Here is a 17,576-nt window from a genome sequence, read left to right on the forward strand (position 1 = left end):
AAAAATCAGAAATGATAGAAATCAAAAATATATCCAAAACTTTTCATCAGAAGAAACAGTCTTTTAAAGCTTTGGAAAACGTAAATCTCAGTATTGAAAAAGGTGATATCGTAGGCATAATCGGATTTTCGGGAGCCGGAAAAAGTACTTTAATCAGAACAGTCAACCTTTTGGAGAGACCGGACGAGGGACAGATCATCATCAACGGAACCGACTTTACCCAATTAGGTTCAAAACAGTTGGCGAAGGAGCGTAAAAAGATCGGGATGATTTTTCAGCATTTTAATCTGCTTTCGTCAAGAACTGTTTTTGAAAATATTGCACTTCCACTCGAGCTGGACAATTTAAGTAAAGAAAAAATCCGTGATAAAGTCAACGAACTTTTAAAAATCGTCGGGCTGGAAGATAAAGCGAACGACTATCCGAAAAGCTTATCTGGCGGGCAAAAACAAAGGGTTGCGATTGCAAGAGCTTTGGCCAACGATCCTTACCTCCTGCTCTGCGACGAAGCGACCAGCGCGCTGGATCCGGCAACAACGCAATCTATTCTGCAGTTGCTGAGAGACATCAACCATCGTCTTGGAATCACCATTTTACTTATCACCCACGAAATGGAAGTCATCAAAGCGATCTGCAACCACGTTGCTGTTATCGATAAAGGACATTTAGCAATTAAAGGAACTCTGAGTGAAATTATATCCAACAGAGAAAATCCTATCATCAAACAATTTTTAAACTCGGGAGTTATGACTATACCACAGGAACTCAGCAAAAAACTACAGAAAGAGCCGCAAGACGGACTTTTTCCGCTGGTTGAAATTGAATTAAACGAAAAAATAAGTGTTGAAGAACTGCTTTCAATTATTTACGATCAGTATAAAATTCCATATAAACTTCTGAAAGCTGACGTGGAATATCTGGGCGATTCCAACTTTGGAAAACTTCTGCTGCATCTAAAAGGTGAAGGTGAAGAAAACCAGAAAGCGATCTATTATTTTAATCAGAATAACATTCAAAATACTTTAAAAGGATATGCTTAGTGACTCTGTAATTTCGCTTCTTTCAAAAGGAGTCTGGGAAACTGTTTACATGACTTTTGTGTCTGGATTTTTCGGTTTTGTGCTCGGTCTTCCGGTGGGAATTCTGCTTTTCGTTACCCGAAAAGGACAGCTGTTGGAAAATACCATTTACAACAGAATTCTGTCGGTTTTGGTGAATATTTTCAGGTCAATTCCTTTTATTATTCTGATTGTGTGGATGATTCCTTTCACGAGATCTTTGGTAGGAACTTCCATCGGAATGAATGCCGCATTAGTTCCATTAAGTATCGGGGCAGCTCCGTTTATTGCAAGATTGGTAGAAAACAGTCTTCTCGAAATTCCAAATGGACTAATTGAAACTGCGAGAGCTTTGGGAGCAAGTCCGTTTCAGATCATCAGAAAAGTTTTATTGCCTGAAGCTTTGCCTTCACTTATTAATAATGCAACGATTACTTTAATCACTTTAGTCGGCTATTCCGCAATGGGTGGTGCTGTCGGAGCCGGTGGATTGGGACAGATCGGTTATCAGTACGGATATATCGGTTACGATGCTTTAATTATGAATCTCGTCCTTGGATTGCTTGTCGCTTTGGTGTTTATCATTCAGTTTTCGGGAGACAGATTGGCGAAAAGGGTTGATCATAGATGAGTTGGAGAGTCTGAGAGTTTGAGGGTTTGAGTCTTGATGGTAAAACGCAGAGGCGCAAGAATTTTTTATCCTGTATAAGTTTTAAGGTACAAAGATTTATCAGAGATAAAATTGATTGAGAATAAGACTCAAGCAACCCATCTCGCATTCCAAACGCCACTTATCGAATCTCAAACCACGAAACCCACATCCCGCATCAAACATCCCTCACCCAACATTTAAAAAAAATAATTTACAATGAAAAAAATAAAAATTTTAAGTTTAGCAGCAGGACTGCTTTTGTTCGGAGCGTGTAATTCTCCAAAAAAAGATGATCCCAATTTCATCAAAGTAGGAATTACTTCCGGACCGGAACAGCAGATTGCCGAAACTGCAAGAAAAGTGGCGAAAGAAAAATATAACCTTGAAGTGGAACTGGTTTCATTTAATGATTACGTAGTTCCGAATGAGGCTTTGAACAATGGCGATATCGATGCGAATGCCTTTCAGCACGTTCCTTATCTTGATGAGCAGTCGAAACAGCGCGGTTATAAATTAGCGGTGATCGGAAATACTTTTGTCTACCCGATTGTCGCCTATTCAAAAAAGATAAAAAGCATCAGTGAACTTCAAAACGGAAGCACAATCGTTATTCCCAATGATCCAACCAACGGCGGCCGTTCGTTGCTTTTACTACAGAAAAACGGTTTATTAAAATTAAAAGACGGCATCGGTTTATTACCAAAAGTTACCGACATCGCTGAAAATCCAAAGCAACTGAAAATTCTCGAGATTGAAGCCCCCCAGCTTCCGAGAGTTCTGGATGATAAAGAAGTTGTGATTGCAGTTATCAACAATAATTTTGCAGCTCAGGCAGGTTTGGATGCCGATAAAAACGGAATTTTTAAAGAAGATAAAGATTCGCCCTACATGAATGTTGTTGTTTCAAGAGAAGACAATAAAAATACGGATAAAGTGAAAAATTTCCTCAAAGCCTATCAGTCGCAAGAAGTGGAAGACAAAGCTAAAGAAATCTTCAAAGGTGGGGCTGTGAAGGGATGGAAATGATTGAGTGAATTGTGAATTGTGAATTTACAAAAACAAAAAACCGCTTTCGAAAAAAGCGGTTTTTTATATTTTAAAAAAATTCCTTAGAATAATTCTTTTCTGATAATGTTCTGACTTCTTTCAGGACCTACAGAAACCAGATAAACATTGATTCCCAGATACTTTTCGATGAACTCGATGTATTTTTGAGCTGTATCCGGAAGTTCGTCGTAGCTTCTCACTTTCGTCAAATCTTCATTCCAACCCGGTAAATCCTGATAAATTGGCTCGTAGTTGTATAATTTTTCTGTTGATGAAGTGAAATAATCGATGATTTTTCCGTCTTCAGTTTTGTAATGCGTAACGATTTTCAGGTTTTCAATTCCTGTAAGAACGTCTAATTTAGTGATCACCAAATTGTTGATTCCATTAATCATACAGGCGTGTTTCAAAGAAACAAGGTCTAACCAACCTGTTCTTCTTGGTCTTCCTGTAGTCGCTCCAAACTCACCACCAATCTGTCTGATGCTTTCACCTAGCTCATTGTCCAGTTCAGAAGGGAAAGGTCCGTTTCCTACTCTTGTACAATATGCTTTGGCAACACCGATCAAATTCTGAAGTGAAGTTGGTGGAACACCAGCTCCTGTACAAACACCTCCGGTTGAAGGAGAAGATGAAGTTACGTACGGATACGTTCCGAAGTCGATATCCAACATCAACGCCTGAGCTCCTTCGAACAATACGTTTTTACCATCTCTGATCGCTTCATTCAGCTCTAATTCAGTATCAACGATTCTGTCCTGAAGCTGTTTTCCGATTTCTAGATATTCGTTGTAGATTTCTTCAACGTCTAAAGTCGGTTTGTCGTAATATTTTTCGAAAAGAGAATTCTTTATTTTTAAGTTTTTCTCGATTTTGTCTCTTAAAATTTCAGGATTCAGAAGGTCGATCATTCTGATTCCCACTCTTGCGATTTTATCTTCGTAGCAAGGTCCGATTCCTTTTTTGGTGGTACCGATCTGCGTTCCTCCGTGCTCTTCCTCACGGTAAGTATCCAAAAGAATGTGGTAAGGCATGATGACATGCGCTCTTCTGCTGATGAAAATGTGATCAGTTCTCAGGCCTTTGCTTTCGATCTGATTCACCTCCTTAATGAAAGATTTAGGATTTACCACTACACCGTTGGCAATGATACACTTCCCTTTGCACTGAAGAACTCCCGATGGAAGAAGGTGCAAAACAAATTTTTCATCGCCTACATAAACCGTATGACCAGCATTGTCGCCCCCCTGGAAACGTACAACGTAATCAGATTTTGCCGATAAAACATCCGTGATTTTTCCTTTACCTTCATCTCCATACTGAAGACCTACAACTACGTAAGTTGACATATTTTACTTTTATTTTAGATTCATGCAAAATTACTTTTAAAAAATTGGGTGGGCAAATTTGATGGGGATTTTATTTTTGGGTGGGTGGAAATTGTGGGATTTTCCTTAGTATTTATTATTTAAATTCAATATATTAGCAGTGAATTAAAAACAATAAATGCCAAAAAAATTTACTCAATACTCAATTCTTTTGAGTTCTCCTACAGATTTAGAATCTGAGAGAAATGAAATACCAAATCTCATAAATGAACTCAACAACACCTATGGCAAGTCAAATGATGTTCATTTTGATTTAATTAAATGGGAGACCCATTCTGGACCGGGAATTACGCACGAACATACACAACAAATTATTAATGAAGATATAGGGGACGAATACGATATTTTCCTTGGGATTATTTGGAAAAAATTTGGAACCCAAACTGCGGTGGCTGAATCTGGAACAGAAGAAGAATTTTTAAGAGCTCTAAAACGATTTGAAAATGGAGAAAATATTCAAATACTTTTTTACTTTAAATCTGAAGCAATTCCTGTAGATGAAATTATTCCAGAACAAATAACTAAAATTAAAAACTTTAAAGAAGGTTTACGACAAAATAATATTCTTTATTGGAATTTTAAAAATGTAGAAGAACTAATAAATCAATTAAGAATCCATCTCCCAAAAAGAACAGATAATCTATTATCTAATAATTCTATTAATAAAGTGTTAGAAGTTGATAAAGGTGTAAAAAATAGCATTGATGATATTGAAGAAATTGGGGTACTAGATTTCTTAATTCAATTTGAAGACTTTATGGCTAATGCTAATTTAGCCCTTACTAACATTACCGATGCGACAGCAATAATTGGTAATGAGTTTAGAAATAAAACAGATGAAATAAATAAAATAAAAAAACTTCCCAATTTTAATAAAAATTCACTTGCAGGAATTTTGACTAGAACAGCAAAAAATGTTGATGATTACACTAATAGATTGTTATTAGAAACACCAATATATAAAGAGAATTATGAAGCTGCAGTAAAAATAGGATCTATTTACATTAATAGTATTAATAAAGATAACATTGATGAAAATATCGAAGACTTAAATTCGTTTTTAGAATCAGTAAAAACACTAAAAACTAACATTCCCAAAGCGATTAATGGAATGGAAGGATTTTATAATGAAATTAGAAATTTACCAAATTTATATTCCGTTTTTAATAAAGCAAAAAATAAATTATTAAATCAACTTGATGTTTTACAATCTACACTGAAAGCTTCATATGATATAACGCATGAGTTTGAAGGAGAGCTGGAGTATAAGTTAAAACTATAAGTTAATAATTCTGTTTTCTCAAAACATTATAAGTGAAAAATAAATGTATAGTACATATGATTTTATTAAAACGTTATAATAAAACATTTTCAAAATATCATTTACTTTTTAGCTATAAAAAAAATCATCATTCCGCAAAACCTGTTACCAGCTTAGATTCCTCCGGAATGACAAAGCAATGTGAATTTTTGTCTTAAAAGTGAAAAACATTCATGGAAATTTGCATTTTAAATAGCAGGTAACAACCAAGCAAATCATCTTTTAATAAACTAAAAACAAACACCAAAACATTTTCATCAAAAATCCGTAACTTTGCCGCCTACTAAAAATTTTATGGAAAGTATTCAAGTTCACGACAAAACTTTTGTGCCTTATTTAGAGGATGCCGAGATTCAGGAGATTGTAAAAGCTACCGCTCTGAAAATTCATGAAGATTATAAGGATGAAGTTCCTGTTTTCATTGGTGTTTTGAATGGCGTAATCATGTTTTTTTCTGATCTTTTAAAACATTATCCGGGAGAATGCGAAATTGCATTTATCCAGATGAGCTCGTACGCAGGTACAGAATCTACCGGAATCGTTTACCAGAAAATGGAGCTTACAAAAGACGTTAAAGACCGTCACATCATCTTAGTAGAAGATATTGTAGACACAGGAAACACGGTTGAAAGTTTATTTAAGTATTTCAACGAAACACAACGTCCGAAATCTGTAAAAATCGCTTCATTCCTTTTAAAGCCTGAAGTGTACAAGAAAGATTTCAAACTTGATTATATCGGAAAAGAAATTCCTAACAAATTTGTTTTGGGTTACGGACTTGATTATGATGAATTGGGAAGAAATTTACCCAACTTATATCAACTCGCTGACGGACAAATCAACCATTAACGGCTGTTGGCTTTTAGCAGATAGCTTTTAGCCTTAATTTAGAAAAATAGAAAGAAATAAATTTTAATAATAACTAAAAATAGCTGAAAGCAAAAAGCAAACCGCCAAAAGCCAATTGCAAGCTGCCAACAGCGAAACCACATTATGATAAACATTGTTCTGTTCGGCCCTCCGGGAAGTGGAAAAGGTACACAAGCTCAAAACTTAATCGAGAAATTCAATTTAAAGCAAATCTCAACGGGTGATCTTTTCAGATTCAACATGAAAAATGATACCGAACTTGGGAAACTGGCTAAATCGTACATCGATATAGGTGAATTGGTTCCGGATCAGGTAACAACAGATATGCTGATTGACGAGATCAGAAAACCGACCGATGCTGCAGGATTTATTTTCGACGGTTACCCAAGAACCGCTGTACAGACAGAAGCTTTGGAAAAGATCGTAAAAGAAGAACTGAATGATGAGATCGATGTATGTCTTTCTCTGGTAGTGGCAGACGATATTTTACTGGAAAGACTTTTGAAAAGAGGCGAGACCAGCGGAAGAACCGACGACAGCAATGCCGAAATCATCGGAAGCAGAATAAAAGAATATTACGCAAAAACTGCAGAAGTTGCAGAATTATATAAGCAGCAGGGCAAATACGTTGAGATCAACGGTGTAGGAGAAATCAGTGAAATCTCTGAAATGCTTTTTGCTGAAGTAGAAAAAATAAAATAATAATTTGAGATTTGAAGTTTGAGATTTGAAATTTAATCTCAAACTTCAAATTTCAAATCTCAAATTAAAGTATGAGCAATTTTGTAGATTACGTTAAAATCCATTGTAAAAGCGGTCACGGTGGCGCAGGTTCTGCCCATCTCCGCCGTGAAAAATATATTCCCAAAGGTGGTCCTGACGGTGGTGACGGAGGTCGTGGCGGTCACGTGATCATGAGAGGAAATGCACACGAGTGGACTTTACTTCCGCTTCGTTATACGCGTCACGTAAAAGCGGAACGCGGACAGAACGGAGCCAAAAACCAGCTCACAGGAGCCTTCGGAGAAGATGTTTACATCGATGTTCCCATCGGAACCATTGCTAAAAACGAAGATGGTGAAGTTGTAGGGGAAATCCTGGAAGACGGTCAGGAAATCATCCTGATGGAAGGCGGAAAAGGTGGACGGGGAAATGAATTTTTCAAATCTTCTACCAACCAGACACCCCGTTTTGCCCAGCCGGGAATGGACGGACAGGAAGGATACATCATTTTCGAACTTAAAATCCTTGCCGATGTTGGTTTGGTAGGCTTCCCAAATGCCGGAAAATCTACACTTTTAGCCTCTGTTTCTGCTGCAAAACCGAAAATTGCCAATTACGCTTTCACCACATTGACTCCCAACTTAGGAATTGTAGATTACAGAAATTACAAGTCTTTTGTAATGGCTGATATCCCGGGAATTATTGAAGGTGCCGCGGAAGGTAAAGGTTTAGGACACAGATTCCTGAGACATATCGAAAGAAATTCAATTTTACTGTTTTTGATTCCTGCAGATTCTGAACAGCATTTTCAGGAGTTTAAAATTCTTGAAAATGAACTGAAGGAATACAATCCTGAACTTTTAGATAAAGATTTCATCATTTCTGTTTCAAAAGCAGATCTTCTGGATGATGAACTGAGAAAAGAAATTTCAGCTGAATTTCCCGAAAACAAGCAACCCCTGTTTTTCTCAGGCGTCACCGGTGAAGGCCTCATCGAACTGAAGGATGCCATCTGGAAACAACTTCACGGATAAAATAATAATTGTGCTGTAAATTCTCTTTACAGCACAATTTCTTTACAGGATCTCCGTTAGATTTAAAATTAAACTAAAAAAATGACTAAGAATTTTTTTTTGACCTTAGCGGTCACAATTTCGGGACTTATGAGTGCTCAGGAATCAGCATCAACACCGGATTTTGATTCAATATTTAAGTTTGGAGCAAAAGCAGGGTATTCATTATCAAGTATGAAAGTTTTTGATGATCAACTTGATTCAAAATCTTACTTTTATGCCGGGTTTGTCATAGAAAAGCCTGTTTCGTCAAAAGTGGGAATTCAGGCTGAAGTTTTGTACACTCAGTTGGGTGGTACAGATTCTCTTCCGCTGGTACAGCTCGTTGGCAACGAAATCGTTGAAATGGGAAATGTAGATTTTAATTATCAATTTACTCAGATTCAGATTCCAGTTTCGGTAAAATATTATTTTGTTCCGAAATTTTCCGCAGCAGCAGGAATGAATTTTGGTTTTAACCTTTCTGAAAAAATGAAAACCGATGTAATTGTAAACGGTACAGATTCTCAAAACCTGGTTGACTATAAAACGCTGAATCTTTTCCCTTTTTTAGGTGCAGAGTATAAAATAACTGATCAGTTTTTTATTGACGCAAGATACAATTTCAACTTTTTTGATACTCACAGGAAAGGTTTTAAAACAAAAATTGGTTTTCTGCAAGCCGGTGTAGGATATAGATTTAATTAAAATATTGAAAAGAGAAGCTGAAAAGTTTCTCTTTTTTATTTTCTGCAGACAATCACCACTTCATTTTTTGAAAATCCCTGATAGATATCTTCTTCAAAAATCTGAACATCGGTTTTGAAACCTGCACCATTTAATCGTTTTTCAAGTCCCGAAACTGAGTAAATTCTTACATGATCGTCCTGTCCGAAATACTTCAACCTTTCCTGAGGCGTTGTTTTACTGTAATCTTCATAGATTTCTCCATTTTTAAAAGGTGTCTGAATTAAAACTGAACCTCCCGGTTTTAAAACTCTGTACAATTCTTTCATTGCAATTTCATCTTTTACAATATGCTCTAAAATATGATAGCAGACAATCAGATCAAAAGTGTTTTCTTTTGCGTCTATTTTTGTGATGTCAAAACGGTAATCAGAAAGAAATTCATTTTCAAAATCAGTTGGGAAATAGGAAATATCTTTTCTTTTTTTCCATTTTTTGTACAGCATTCTTGAAGGTGAAAAATCAAGAAAAGCAGAATTTGGTTTTAAATAATGAGTTTCCAGAAGAAGATTAAGTCTTCTTGTTCGTGGCAAGCTTCCGCAAACCGGACAGATTAAATCACCATTTTCCAGTTTTACAAATTGTTTCAAATTCGTCTGGCAGATAGTACAAATGTGATTTTTCCCCTGATAAAAAGGTTTTAATAATTTCCGTAACTGATCTTCATTTTTAATCAGAATTTCTTTGGGAATAATATTTTTAACAACTGATTTAAGAAAATTGTACATACTGCTTTTATCAGACTTCAAAATAACAAAAATTTAGAGAAAAACTGGTGGCTTTACATTCAAAATTTTTTCAGATATTTCATTGGAATACTTATTGTACGACCCGACACATCATTTAAAAATTATTGAACCGCCAAAAGTTGATTGAAAACAAAAATCAATATTCATGGGCGTTTAACATATCATTTATTACTAAAATTAAAAACTTAAATATGAAATATCTTGTGGCAATCTTCGCCTCTATTCTTCTGTTGTCATGTGCTTCACAAAAAACAGGTTCAAAATATTCTCAGATAGAATACGAGGCCGGACCGTGCTTTGGCTCATGCCCAATGTTTAAAATTACCGTTAATCCTGACAGAACTGCGGTTTTTGAAGCCGAACATTTTAATTTTTCCAAAGGTTTCAACAAAAGCGACTTTGACAAACCGAGAGAAGGAACTTTTAAAGGAACCATCAAAGAAGAAGACTATAAAAAACTGACCGCCTTAATTGATGGTCTGAATGTGAAGTCAATGAATGATAAATACGGTAGCAGAAATATTACTGACATGGCAACCTCTTATTTAAGAATTAAATTTGCTGACGGAACTTCAAAAGAAGTTGAAGATTACGGCAAAAAAGGAACAGAAAAACTGGTAGAAGTTTACAAATTTTTTGAAGACCTGAGAACTAATCAGGACTGGAAAAAAGTAGATTAATTGTCTTAAAATAATTTAAACTATCTTTGCATTATATTTCGCGGCATTCTCAGCCAAATAGTAAATGATTTTACTTAAAAACTCTGTTAAAAATCCTTTAGCAGATCTGCTTAAAAATGATGAAGTATACTGCTTCGACCGCATTATTTTAATACGCAATAAATATTTTGTTATTCACAGACTTAAAACTCATTAAGCCCATTCTGGATGCGCTTCAAAATGAAGGTTACGAAAAACCAACCCCAATTCAGGAACAAGCGATTCCTTCTATTTTAGAACACAGAGACGTTCTTGGAACAGCACAGACAGGAACAGGTAAAACCGCAGCTTTTGCCATCCCAATTCTACAAAATCTTACAGAAAGAAAAGGCCCTAAAAACAATCACATAAAAGCATTAATCCTAACGCCAACGAGAGAACTGGCAATTCAGATCGAGGAAAGTTTCAATGCTTACGGCAGAAATTTACCTTTAAGAAAGCTCGTAGTTTTCGGAGGTGTAAAACAGGGAAGTCAGGAGCAGGCCTTGAGAAGAGGTGTTGATATCCTGGTTGCCACACCCGGAAGATTACTTGATTTTATCGCACAGGGAATTATATCTCTTAAAAATCTTGAAATTTTCGTTTTGGATGAAGCCGACAGAATGCTCGATATGGGTTTTGTACACGATGTAAAAAGAATAATTAAACTTTTACCTCAAAAAAGACAGACGCTGTTCTTCTCTGCAACAATGCCGACGGAAATTCAGAAACTTGCAGATTCTATTCTGAATACACCAATCAAAGTTTCAGTAACACCGATTTCTTCCACTGCGGAAACTATTAAGCAATCTGTTTATTTCGTTGATAAAGATAAAAAGCTGGATCTGCTTTCGCACATTCTTCAGGACAATATCAAAGAATCTGTTTTGGTTTTCTCAAGAACCAAGCACGGAGCCGACAAAATTGCAAGAAAGTTACAGGCTTCAAACATCACAGCAGAAGCGATTCACGGAAATAAGTCGCAAAATGCAAGGCAGAATGCTTTAAGTAATTTTAAATCAGGAAAAACACGCGTTTTGGTGGCTACAGATATTGCTGCAAGAGGAATTGATATTGACGAACTGAAATATGTGATCAACTTCGAACTTTCTGATGTAGCAGAAACTTATGTCCACAGAATCGGAAGAACAGGCCGTGCCGGAGCCGAAGGAAGTTCGCTTTCGTTTGTTGACGGTCTAGATTTATTGAATTTAAAAGACACCGAAAAGCTGATTGGAATGAAAATTCCTGTGGTAAAAGATCACCCTTTCCATACCGATAATCTGGTGATTGAAAAGAGAGATTCCAACAACAAGCCTTTCACGCCAAGACCGAAAGCTGCTGCAGGTCAGCAGAAATCGGATCACAGCAGAAAGCCTAAGAATAAAAGTAATTTTTTCAGAAAGAAATAGTTTATTTTAATTTCTATCTAAATTTTTTCTTCAAATTTATAAAGCTTTTTTCAAAATACTTATAGGAAAAATGGGCAGCTAAAATGGTTATAAAAATCGTTATTAAAAAGCCTGAGATAATTACAAGATAATTGTTTAATGAATTCTCAGGCAATAACTTGAGAAAAATAAAACCTACTAACTGTAGAGAAATGCTGTGGTACATGTAAATACCATAAGAGATTTTACCCAAACCAATCAGTTTTTTTTCTTCAAAAAAACTGATTGGTTTTTTTGTAAAGAAAACCAAAAAAAATCCGAACAAAACCATACTAAACAACTGATAAACAAAATCATCCATCACCGTTTGAAAAATATCAGTCATAAAATAGAGCGTGACGATAACAAAAGAAAGGACTGTTAAAATCTTAAAATTTTTGTTGTCATCAAATTTAATCAGTGAGCACCACCCTGCGAATGAGAAATAGAAAAACATCATTCTGTATTTTGAAATTACATCAAAAAATTGTGAATGATATAATGTGATATAGAAGAGACTGAAGCTTATTAAAAAAAATCTGAGGTATTTTGAAGATATAATCAAAATTAATGGTGCAACCAACAGATAAAATTGCTCCTCAACCCCAATAGACCATAGGATTTCAAGAATTCCACCCGGATTGAAAGTGGAAAAAATATTTGGAAAAAATGTGAAAAGCAAGATCGCACCTTCCCAAAAATTATAATTTCTGGCAAAATCAAATCCCATTTCTGGAAGTATAATGTTGTAGTATAATATTCCAATTACAGCAACCAAATAATACAAAGGAAAAATTCTTAGTATTCTCCTTACATAAAAATTTTTGAGATTAATCTTTCCTGTGGTGATTTTTTCGTTGAACAATTGCCTGATAATCAGAAATCCACTTAAAGAAAAAAACATGTAAACAGCCTCACTTCCCTTATTAAAAATTGGCAAGTCATAAAAAAATGGCAGACCTCTGTTTTGAAAAAACTGAGGAATATGGAAAATCATTACCAATAGGGCGAGAAAAAATCTTAGAGAGGTAATGTTGGGAAGTGTTTTCACAGATATTTACTATTTAAACATTCTTTTCGCATTCTCACTTGTAATTCTGTCGATTTCCGAGAAGTCGACTCCATAAATATCGACGAGTTTACCGGCAACAAGATCAAGATAGGAACTCTCATTTCTTTTGCCTCTGAACGGAACGGGTGCGAGATAAGGTGAATCTGTTTCCAGAACGATTTTGTCTAATGGAATTTCTTTTAAAAACTGATCAATCTTGCCATTTTTAAAGGTCACTACTCCACCGATTCCTAAAATGAAATTTAAATCTAAAGCATGTTTTGCCTGCTCAAGATTTCCTGAGAAACAATGGAAAATTCCACGAAGCTTTGGATGTTTTTTCCGATCTAAAACTTCAAATGTTTCATCGAAACTTTCTCTTGTGTGAATCACAATTGGCAAATCTTTTTCAATTGCCCAATCGATCTGCTGCTCAAAAGCTTTCACCTGAATATCCAAAGTAGATTTGTCCCAGTACAGATCAATCCCAATTTCTCCGATGGCCGGAAAATGTCTCTGATCAAGATAATTCTTAACAATTTCCAGTTCGTTTTCCCACGATTCCGGTTTAACATAACAAGGATGTAAACCCATCATTGAAAAAATCCGGTTGGGATATTCACTTTCCAGCTGAAGCATTTTACCGTGCGATTCTGAGTCGATTGCAGGTAGATAAAATTCTGTAATCCCTTTATTTACAGCTCTATCGATGGCTTCTTTTCTGTCTTCATCAAATTCTTCTGCGTATAAATGCGTATGTGTATCAATCATTATTTTAAAAAATTTAAAAGATCTTCATAAGGGTTTTTGAGATTCAGAAGCAGTCCGAAAGCGGGTTCTGTCTTGATTCCTTTTTTCTTAAGATCTATTATTTTCTGTTTAAATTCTTCTCCTTTTTCAGTCAGTATTTTATGTTCTGCGATCATGTGGAGGTAAGCGTTTTGCTGAGTTACCGGCCTGTTCTGTCCGAAAATTTCGATTGGAAATTCTTCTATTATAAAATTACAGACAACCGATTCAGTTCCGTTAATTACAAGGATTTCAATATTCAAATCAAATTCAGAAAATGTCTGAATTAAAAAGTTTTTAAACTCAAGCTGATCTTTAATCTCACAAATAATATCCAAATCACTTTCCTCAATATCAATCTCAATTGGAATTGTTCCTGCCAAAACAGGTGAATATTTCTGTAGTTTTTCAAAGATTTTATATTGATAAAGAATCTGAAAAGCTCTTTTCTGTTTTTCATTTCCTACTTTTAAATAATCAAGTTTCGTAAAGTCAATCATTTAATTTTAAATTTTAAACCTTAAATCCTGAATATTTTATGTTTCACTTTCAATCTCTGAACTTCAATTTTCTGATTCAGCTTTTCTTTAAATTCAATGTACTTCGGATCTTTTTCATCATCGGTTCTGTGTTCCAAAGCTTGATTGATTTTAAAATTTTCTTTGATAAAATCTTTCGTCTCATCTGAAAAATAAGCATTTCCAAACTTGTCGAAAATGTAATTGACCGCCTGCGAATTTGGATGTATCAAATCATCTTTATAAAATCTGTAATCGCGCAAATCGTCCATTAAAATTTCGTAAACCGGAAGATAATGGCATTTTTCAAACTGAGAAATGACTTCATGAACGGCTGTAATCAATTTAGATTTACTCAACTGGTTTTCAGTCATTCCGTCTTTAGTGTGACGGACCGGCGAAACAGTGAAGAGAATCTGAACATTTTCAGGGCAAATATCTTTCAGATTGATAACCGTATCGTAAATTGAATCTGTCAGTTCCTGATGCGTCAAAAGTCTTTTCTCAAAGAATTTCTGAGGAATTTTGTGGCAGTTCGCAACCAATTTTTTCTTGGGTTCAAATTCGTAGATAAACGACGTTCCGTAAGTGATAATGACCCAATTTGATTCCTGCAGAAACTGGTTTCCTTCAGTCAATTTTGTGTTGATCTTATCCAAAGTCTGATGAATAAACCTCGTGTCAAAACTTGTGTGGTGATCAAGCGAAATAAATTCGTCGTGATAGGTAATCAGTTCATCTTCATGATAAAATTCAGAATCATGAAGTCTTTTCACAGCATTATTAATCGAAAATGGATTAAAAACCGTCCCGAACGGATTATTGACCGTCTGAAGCTGCCCTTTCTGAAACAAATCAGACATTTCCGACGCAAAGCATGATCCTATTGAAAATATTTTATCTTCAATTCCGATTTTGTTTTCAGATTCTGCGATGTTTACTTCGGTACGGAATTTCATTTAAGTCAATTTGAAAATAAGTTAATTTGATAATTTGAAAATGAGAATTGAGTCGCTGACAATTTTCAAATTGATAAATTATCAAATTTTCAAATTAAGATTCTCTTCTTAAAAGATAGTTGGCCAATTCTGCGAAAGGTTTTTTCTTCTCATCGTCGATATCGATTTTCTGAAGGAAACTTTGACCTATCTCATTGTGTTTTTCGATCAGTCTTAAAGCTTTTTCATCTACTCCTGTGCGTCTGAAAATCTTTTCTACGCCGTAAACTTTATCGATATTATCTGTTTTCTTTGAGTACCAGAAATCAAGTTCTTTCAGTTCAGCCTCAGTGGCGTATTCTCTTGCCAAAAGATAAAGAACTGTTTTTTTGTTTTCGTAAATATCGCCTGCATGCTTCTTTCCAAACTGTGCCTGATCTCCGAAAACATCCAGATAATCATCCATGATCTGGAAAGCGATACCGATGTGTTTTCCAAAGTTGAAGATTGCTTTTGCATCTTTAAAATTGGCTTTTGCTATCATTGCTCCAATCTCGAAAGATGAAGCGCTTAAAACACCGGTTTTGTAGGTAATCATTCTGATATAATCATCGAAGGTTACGTCTTCCTTAGTTTCAAAATTGATGTCGTATTGCTGACCTTCACAAAGCAGCAATCCTGTGTGGGTGAAAATTCTGATACAGGCTTTAAAGATTTCAGGTTCAAGATCTTCAAAAAACTTATAAGCTTTAAGCATGAGTCCGTCTCCTGAAAGAATCCCTGTATTGATGCCGTGAAGGGTATGAATGGTTGGCTTATTTCTTCTTAAAGGCGCTTCATCCATAATATCATCATGAATCAGCGTAAAATTATGGAAAAACTCGATGGCCAGAGCCGGTTTAATCGCCTCTTTCATATCACCGCCAAAGAGATCGCAGGCCATCAGCACCATGATTGGGCGAAGACGCTTTCCGCCGTGGGAAATGATGTAATTCATCGGGTCGTAAAGCTCTGCCGGCTTGTCTTTGAAAGTATATTTGGTAATGGCATCAGCAACAATCTGTTGGTAGGTGTCTAAGAATTCCATAAAATGTAAATAGTTTGAACAAAAATACAATTTTCCGAGGGGTTTTGAAATAAAAAACTTTGGCTAACAGTACAAATTTCACTCTTGTCTGAATCTTTATTTTTATTTCAACGATACGAAAAATCAAATGCTCAGCAAGCAAAAATAAAACGCCCGCATGCTTTTTGAAAATGCAGACGTGCTTTTGTCTAAGTCCACGAATGCTTTTTATGAAATCCTCCCGATGACTTCAATGAGGCATTGTAAGAAAAGTAAAACGGACATTTTATCAAAAATGTCCGTCATATAAAAAAATGTAATATTCTTTTCTAAAAAGCTGTCACGATGAGATAAGTTATCGCCGCAACGATCGCTGAAATAGGAATCGTTAAAACCCATGCCCAAAGAAGGCTTACGGTAATTCCCCAACGTACTGCTGAAATCCTTTTCGTTAAACCTACCCCGATAATGGAACCTGTAATTGTGTGTGTTGTAGAAACAGGAATCCCGAAATGGTCTGTTAAAAACAAAGTAATTGCACCTGCAGTTTCTGCACTTACACCTTCCAGAGAGGTTACTTTTGTAATTTTGGTTCCCATTGTTTTGATGATCTTCCATCCTCCGCTCATGGTTCCCAATGCAATCGCTACGAAAGACACCAGAGGTACCCAAAGATAATCTTTGGCAAAGTGGTCAAAACGGTCTGCAGAAGCTATATTTATATATTCCGGATCTACAAGCATCTGAACGTGGTAGTAAATAACAGCCGCGCCAATGATTCCCATTACCTTCTGAGCATCATTAAGACCGTGACCCAGACTGAATAATGCAGAAGAAACCAGCTGTAATCTCTTGAAAGACTTGTCTGCCTTGTAAGGATTTGAATTTTTGTAAAGATGAACAATGATTAAAGTAATAATAATTGAAATAATCATCCCTACAATCGGTGCCATAAAGATAAATAGAAAAATAGGAATTACTTTCTCAAATTTCACAATATCCTGCGTACCCACTTTTAAGAGTGCTTGTTTAATCGTTTCAAAAGCTCCCGAATCAGGATGTGCAGCTACCACTTCTCTGTAATCCAGCATAAATGCATGCATTAACGCAGCACCTAAGAAACCACCAATCAGAGTGTGAGAAGAAGAAGACGGAATCCCAAACCACCATGTAAGCAGATTCCATGCAATAGCGGCCACAAGACCAGAGAAGATCACCTCAAGGGTGATAAAGTTCTCGTTAACTGTTTTGGCAATTGTATTACCAATTTTAAAATCTTTAATGATATAAGCGGCGATAAAGAAAGCCGCAAAATTCCAAAGTGCTGCCCAAAGTACTGCCTGAAAAGGCGTAAGTACCTTTGTAGAAACAATTGTCGCAATCGAGTTGGCTGCATCATGAAAACCATTAATGTAATCGAAGATAAGCGCCAAAGCAATGATCACTGTAAGTAAAATAGGAAATTCCATCTTTCAGATA

The 17,576-nt window shown here is 35.7% G+C and carries 18 protein-coding genes; 10 read left to right on the forward strand and 8 right to left on the reverse strand.

Features of this window, described 5'->3' with window-relative positions; all coding sequences use genetic code 11:
• Positions 1 to 11 precede the first annotated feature (11 nt).
• The 3 genes from IC610_RS07485 to metQ all read left to right on the forward strand — a co-directional run bounded on the left by IC610_RS07485 (position 12) and on the right by metQ (position 2,736).
• Positions 12 to 1,040 carry a methionine ABC transporter ATP-binding protein gene (locus tag IC610_RS07485; RefSeq protein WP_191735957.1) on the forward strand — a complete coding sequence of 343 codons (1,029 nt, stop codon included), beginning with the start codon at positions 12 to 14 and terminating at the stop codon, positions 1,038 to 1,040.
• The gene (gene metI, locus IC610_RS07490; RefSeq protein WP_191735959.1) at positions 1,033 to 1,689 is read left to right on the forward strand and encodes a methionine ABC transporter permease MetI; all 657 of its coding nucleotides are present in this window, start codon (positions 1,033 to 1,035) and stop codon (positions 1,687 to 1,689) included. Before IC610_RS07485 ends, metI begins: the two co-directional genes overlap by 8 nt.
• Positions 1,690 to 1,926: 237 nt before the next feature.
• Complete coding sequence (gene metQ / locus IC610_RS07495; protein ID WP_191735961.1) at positions 1,927 to 2,736, forward strand: methionine ABC transporter substrate-binding lipoprotein MetQ; 810 nt, start codon at positions 1,927 to 1,929, stop codon at positions 2,734 to 2,736.
• 83 nt (positions 2,737 to 2,819) lie between these two features.
• Here the strand turns inward: metQ and IC610_RS07500 are convergent, their stop codons facing one another.
• Positions 2,820 to 4,106 (reverse strand): adenylosuccinate synthase, encoded by a 1,287-nt coding sequence (locus tag IC610_RS07500; RefSeq protein WP_056081891.1) that lies wholly within the window; start codon positions 4,104 to 4,106, stop codon positions 2,820 to 2,822.
• A gap of 157 nt (positions 4,107 to 4,263) precedes the next feature.
• Between IC610_RS07500 and IC610_RS07505 the strand changes: the two genes are divergently transcribed.
• The 5 genes from IC610_RS07505 to IC610_RS07525 all read left to right on the forward strand — a co-directional run bounded on the left by IC610_RS07505 (position 4,264) and on the right by IC610_RS07525 (position 8,819).
• Positions 4,264 to 5,427, forward strand: coding sequence for a DUF4062 domain-containing protein (locus IC610_RS07505; protein WP_191735963.1), 1,164 nt, complete (start codon positions 4,264 to 4,266; stop codon positions 5,425 to 5,427).
• A gap of 333 nt (positions 5,428 to 5,760) precedes the next feature.
• Entirely contained in the window at positions 5,761 to 6,315 is a 555-nt protein-coding gene (gene hpt / locus IC610_RS07510; protein ID WP_191735965.1) for a hypoxanthine phosphoribosyltransferase, read from the forward strand.
• A 144-nt stretch (positions 6,316 to 6,459) separates the two neighbouring features.
• On the forward strand, positions 6,460 to 7,038 hold the full coding sequence (locus tag IC610_RS07515) for an adenylate kinase (protein WP_191735967.1): 579 nt from the start codon (positions 6,460 to 6,462) through the stop codon (positions 7,036 to 7,038).
• Between the two features lie 71 nt (positions 7,039 to 7,109).
• Positions 7,110 to 8,093 carry a GTPase ObgE gene (gene obgE, locus IC610_RS07520; RefSeq protein WP_191735969.1) on the forward strand — a complete coding sequence of 328 codons (984 nt, stop codon included), beginning with the start codon at positions 7,110 to 7,112 and terminating at the stop codon, positions 8,091 to 8,093.
• 81 nt (positions 8,094 to 8,174) lie between these two features.
• The gene (locus IC610_RS07525; RefSeq protein WP_191735971.1) at positions 8,175 to 8,819 is read left to right on the forward strand and encodes a porin family protein; all 645 of its coding nucleotides are present in this window, start codon (positions 8,175 to 8,177) and stop codon (positions 8,817 to 8,819) included.
• A gap of 35 nt (positions 8,820 to 8,854) precedes the next feature.
• Here IC610_RS07525 and IC610_RS07530 read toward each other — a convergent pair whose 3' ends face one another.
• A complete protein-coding gene (locus IC610_RS07530; RefSeq protein ID WP_191735973.1) occupies positions 8,855 to 9,586 on the reverse strand; it encodes a class I SAM-dependent methyltransferase in 732 nt (243 codons plus the stop codon).
• 212 nt (positions 9,587 to 9,798) lie between these two features.
• Here IC610_RS07530 and IC610_RS07535 point away from each other — a divergent pair, with 212 nt between their 5' ends.
• Both IC610_RS07535 and IC610_RS07540 read left to right on the forward strand, forming a co-directional pair.
• Positions 9,799 to 10,287: a DUF6438 domain-containing protein gene (locus IC610_RS07535; protein WP_191735975.1), complete on the forward strand. Its 489-nt coding sequence runs from the start codon at positions 9,799 to 9,801 to the stop codon at positions 10,285 to 10,287.
• 167 nt (positions 10,288 to 10,454) lie between these two features.
• Complete coding sequence (locus IC610_RS07540; RefSeq protein WP_191735977.1) at positions 10,455 to 11,717, forward strand: DEAD/DEAH box helicase; 1,263 nt, start codon at positions 10,455 to 10,457, stop codon at positions 11,715 to 11,717.
• Positions 11,718 to 11,730: 13 nt separating this feature from the next.
• Here the strand turns inward: IC610_RS07540 and IC610_RS07545 are convergent, their stop codons facing one another.
• The 6 genes from IC610_RS07545 to IC610_RS07570 form a co-directional block, all read right to left on the reverse strand.
• Entirely contained in the window at positions 11,731 to 12,786 is a 1,056-nt protein-coding gene (locus tag IC610_RS07545) for an acyltransferase family protein (RefSeq protein ID WP_191735979.1), read from the reverse strand.
• 9 nt (positions 12,787 to 12,795) lie between these two features.
• Entirely contained in the window at positions 12,796 to 13,557 is a 762-nt protein-coding gene (locus IC610_RS07550; protein ID WP_191735981.1) for a TatD family hydrolase, read from the reverse strand.
• The gene (locus tag IC610_RS07555; RefSeq protein ID WP_191735983.1) at positions 13,557 to 14,075 is read right to left on the reverse strand and encodes a DUF4269 domain-containing protein; all 519 of its coding nucleotides are present in this window, start codon (positions 14,073 to 14,075) and stop codon (positions 13,557 to 13,559) included. Before IC610_RS07555 ends, IC610_RS07550 begins: the two co-directional genes overlap by 1 nt.
• Positions 14,076 to 14,095: 20 nt before the next feature.
• Positions 14,096 to 15,052, reverse strand: coding sequence for a GSCFA domain-containing protein (locus IC610_RS07560; RefSeq protein ID WP_191735985.1), 957 nt, complete (start codon positions 15,050 to 15,052; stop codon positions 14,096 to 14,098).
• Between the two features lie 94 nt (positions 15,053 to 15,146).
• Entirely contained in the window at positions 15,147 to 16,118 is a 972-nt protein-coding gene (locus tag IC610_RS07565; protein ID WP_056081932.1) for a polyprenyl synthetase family protein, read from the reverse strand.
• Positions 16,119 to 16,426: 308 nt separating this feature from the next.
• Positions 16,427 to 17,566: an inorganic phosphate transporter gene (locus IC610_RS07570; protein WP_191735987.1), complete on the reverse strand. Its 1,140-nt coding sequence runs from the start codon at positions 17,564 to 17,566 to the stop codon at positions 16,427 to 16,429.
• Between the last annotated feature and the right edge of the window lie 10 nt (positions 17,567 to 17,576).

Source organism: Chryseobacterium caseinilyticum, from assembly GCF_014837145.1.
In the GTDB taxonomy this organism is placed as follows: domain Bacteria; phylum Bacteroidota; class Bacteroidia; order Flavobacteriales; family Weeksellaceae; genus Chryseobacterium; species Chryseobacterium caseinilyticum.

Excerpts from the sequence above, each read along its gene's own strand:
- IC610_RS07485 (WP_191735957.1), top strand. The coding sequence starts at position 12 with ATGATAGAAATCAAAAATATATCCAAAACTTTTCATCAGAAGAAACAG.
- metI (WP_191735959.1), top strand. The coding sequence starts at position 1,033 with ATGCTTAGTGACTCTGTAATTTCGCTTCTTTCAAAAGGAGTCTGGGAA.
- metQ (WP_191735961.1), top strand. The coding sequence starts at position 1,927 with ATGAAAAAAATAAAAATTTTAAGTTTAGCAGCAGGACTGCTTTTGTTC.
- IC610_RS07500 (WP_056081891.1), bottom strand. The coding sequence starts at position 4,106 with ATGTCAACTTACGTAGTTGTAGGTCTTCAGTATGGAGATGAAGGTAAA.
- IC610_RS07505 (WP_191735963.1), top strand. The coding sequence starts at position 4,264 with ATGCCAAAAAAATTTACTCAATACTCAATTCTTTTGAGTTCTCCTACA.
- hpt (WP_191735965.1), top strand. The coding sequence starts at position 5,761 with ATGGAAAGTATTCAAGTTCACGACAAAACTTTTGTGCCTTATTTAGAG.
- IC610_RS07515 (WP_191735967.1), top strand. The coding sequence starts at position 6,460 with ATGATAAACATTGTTCTGTTCGGCCCTCCGGGAAGTGGAAAAGGTACA.
- obgE (WP_191735969.1), top strand. The coding sequence starts at position 7,110 with ATGAGCAATTTTGTAGATTACGTTAAAATCCATTGTAAAAGCGGTCAC.
- IC610_RS07525 (WP_191735971.1), top strand. The coding sequence starts at position 8,175 with ATGACTAAGAATTTTTTTTTGACCTTAGCGGTCACAATTTCGGGACTT.
- IC610_RS07530 (WP_191735973.1), bottom strand. The coding sequence starts at position 9,586 with ATGTACAATTTTCTTAAATCAGTTGTTAAAAATATTATTCCCAAAGAA.
- IC610_RS07535 (WP_191735975.1), top strand. The coding sequence starts at position 9,799 with ATGAAATATCTTGTGGCAATCTTCGCCTCTATTCTTCTGTTGTCATGT.
- IC610_RS07550 (WP_191735981.1), bottom strand. The coding sequence starts at position 13,557 with ATGATTGATACACATACGCATTTATACGCAGAAGAATTTGATGAAGAC.
- IC610_RS07555 (WP_191735983.1), bottom strand. The coding sequence starts at position 14,075 with ATGATTGACTTTACGAAACTTGATTATTTAAAAGTAGGAAATGAAAAA.
- IC610_RS07560 (WP_191735985.1), bottom strand. The coding sequence starts at position 15,052 with ATGAAATTCCGTACCGAAGTAAACATCGCAGAATCTGAAAACAAAATC.
- IC610_RS07565 (WP_056081932.1), bottom strand. The coding sequence starts at position 16,118 with ATGGAATTCTTAGACACCTACCAACAGATTGTTGCTGATGCCATTACC.
- IC610_RS07570 (WP_191735987.1), bottom strand. The coding sequence starts at position 17,566 with ATGGAATTTCCTATTTTACTTACAGTGATCATTGCTTTGGCGCTTATC.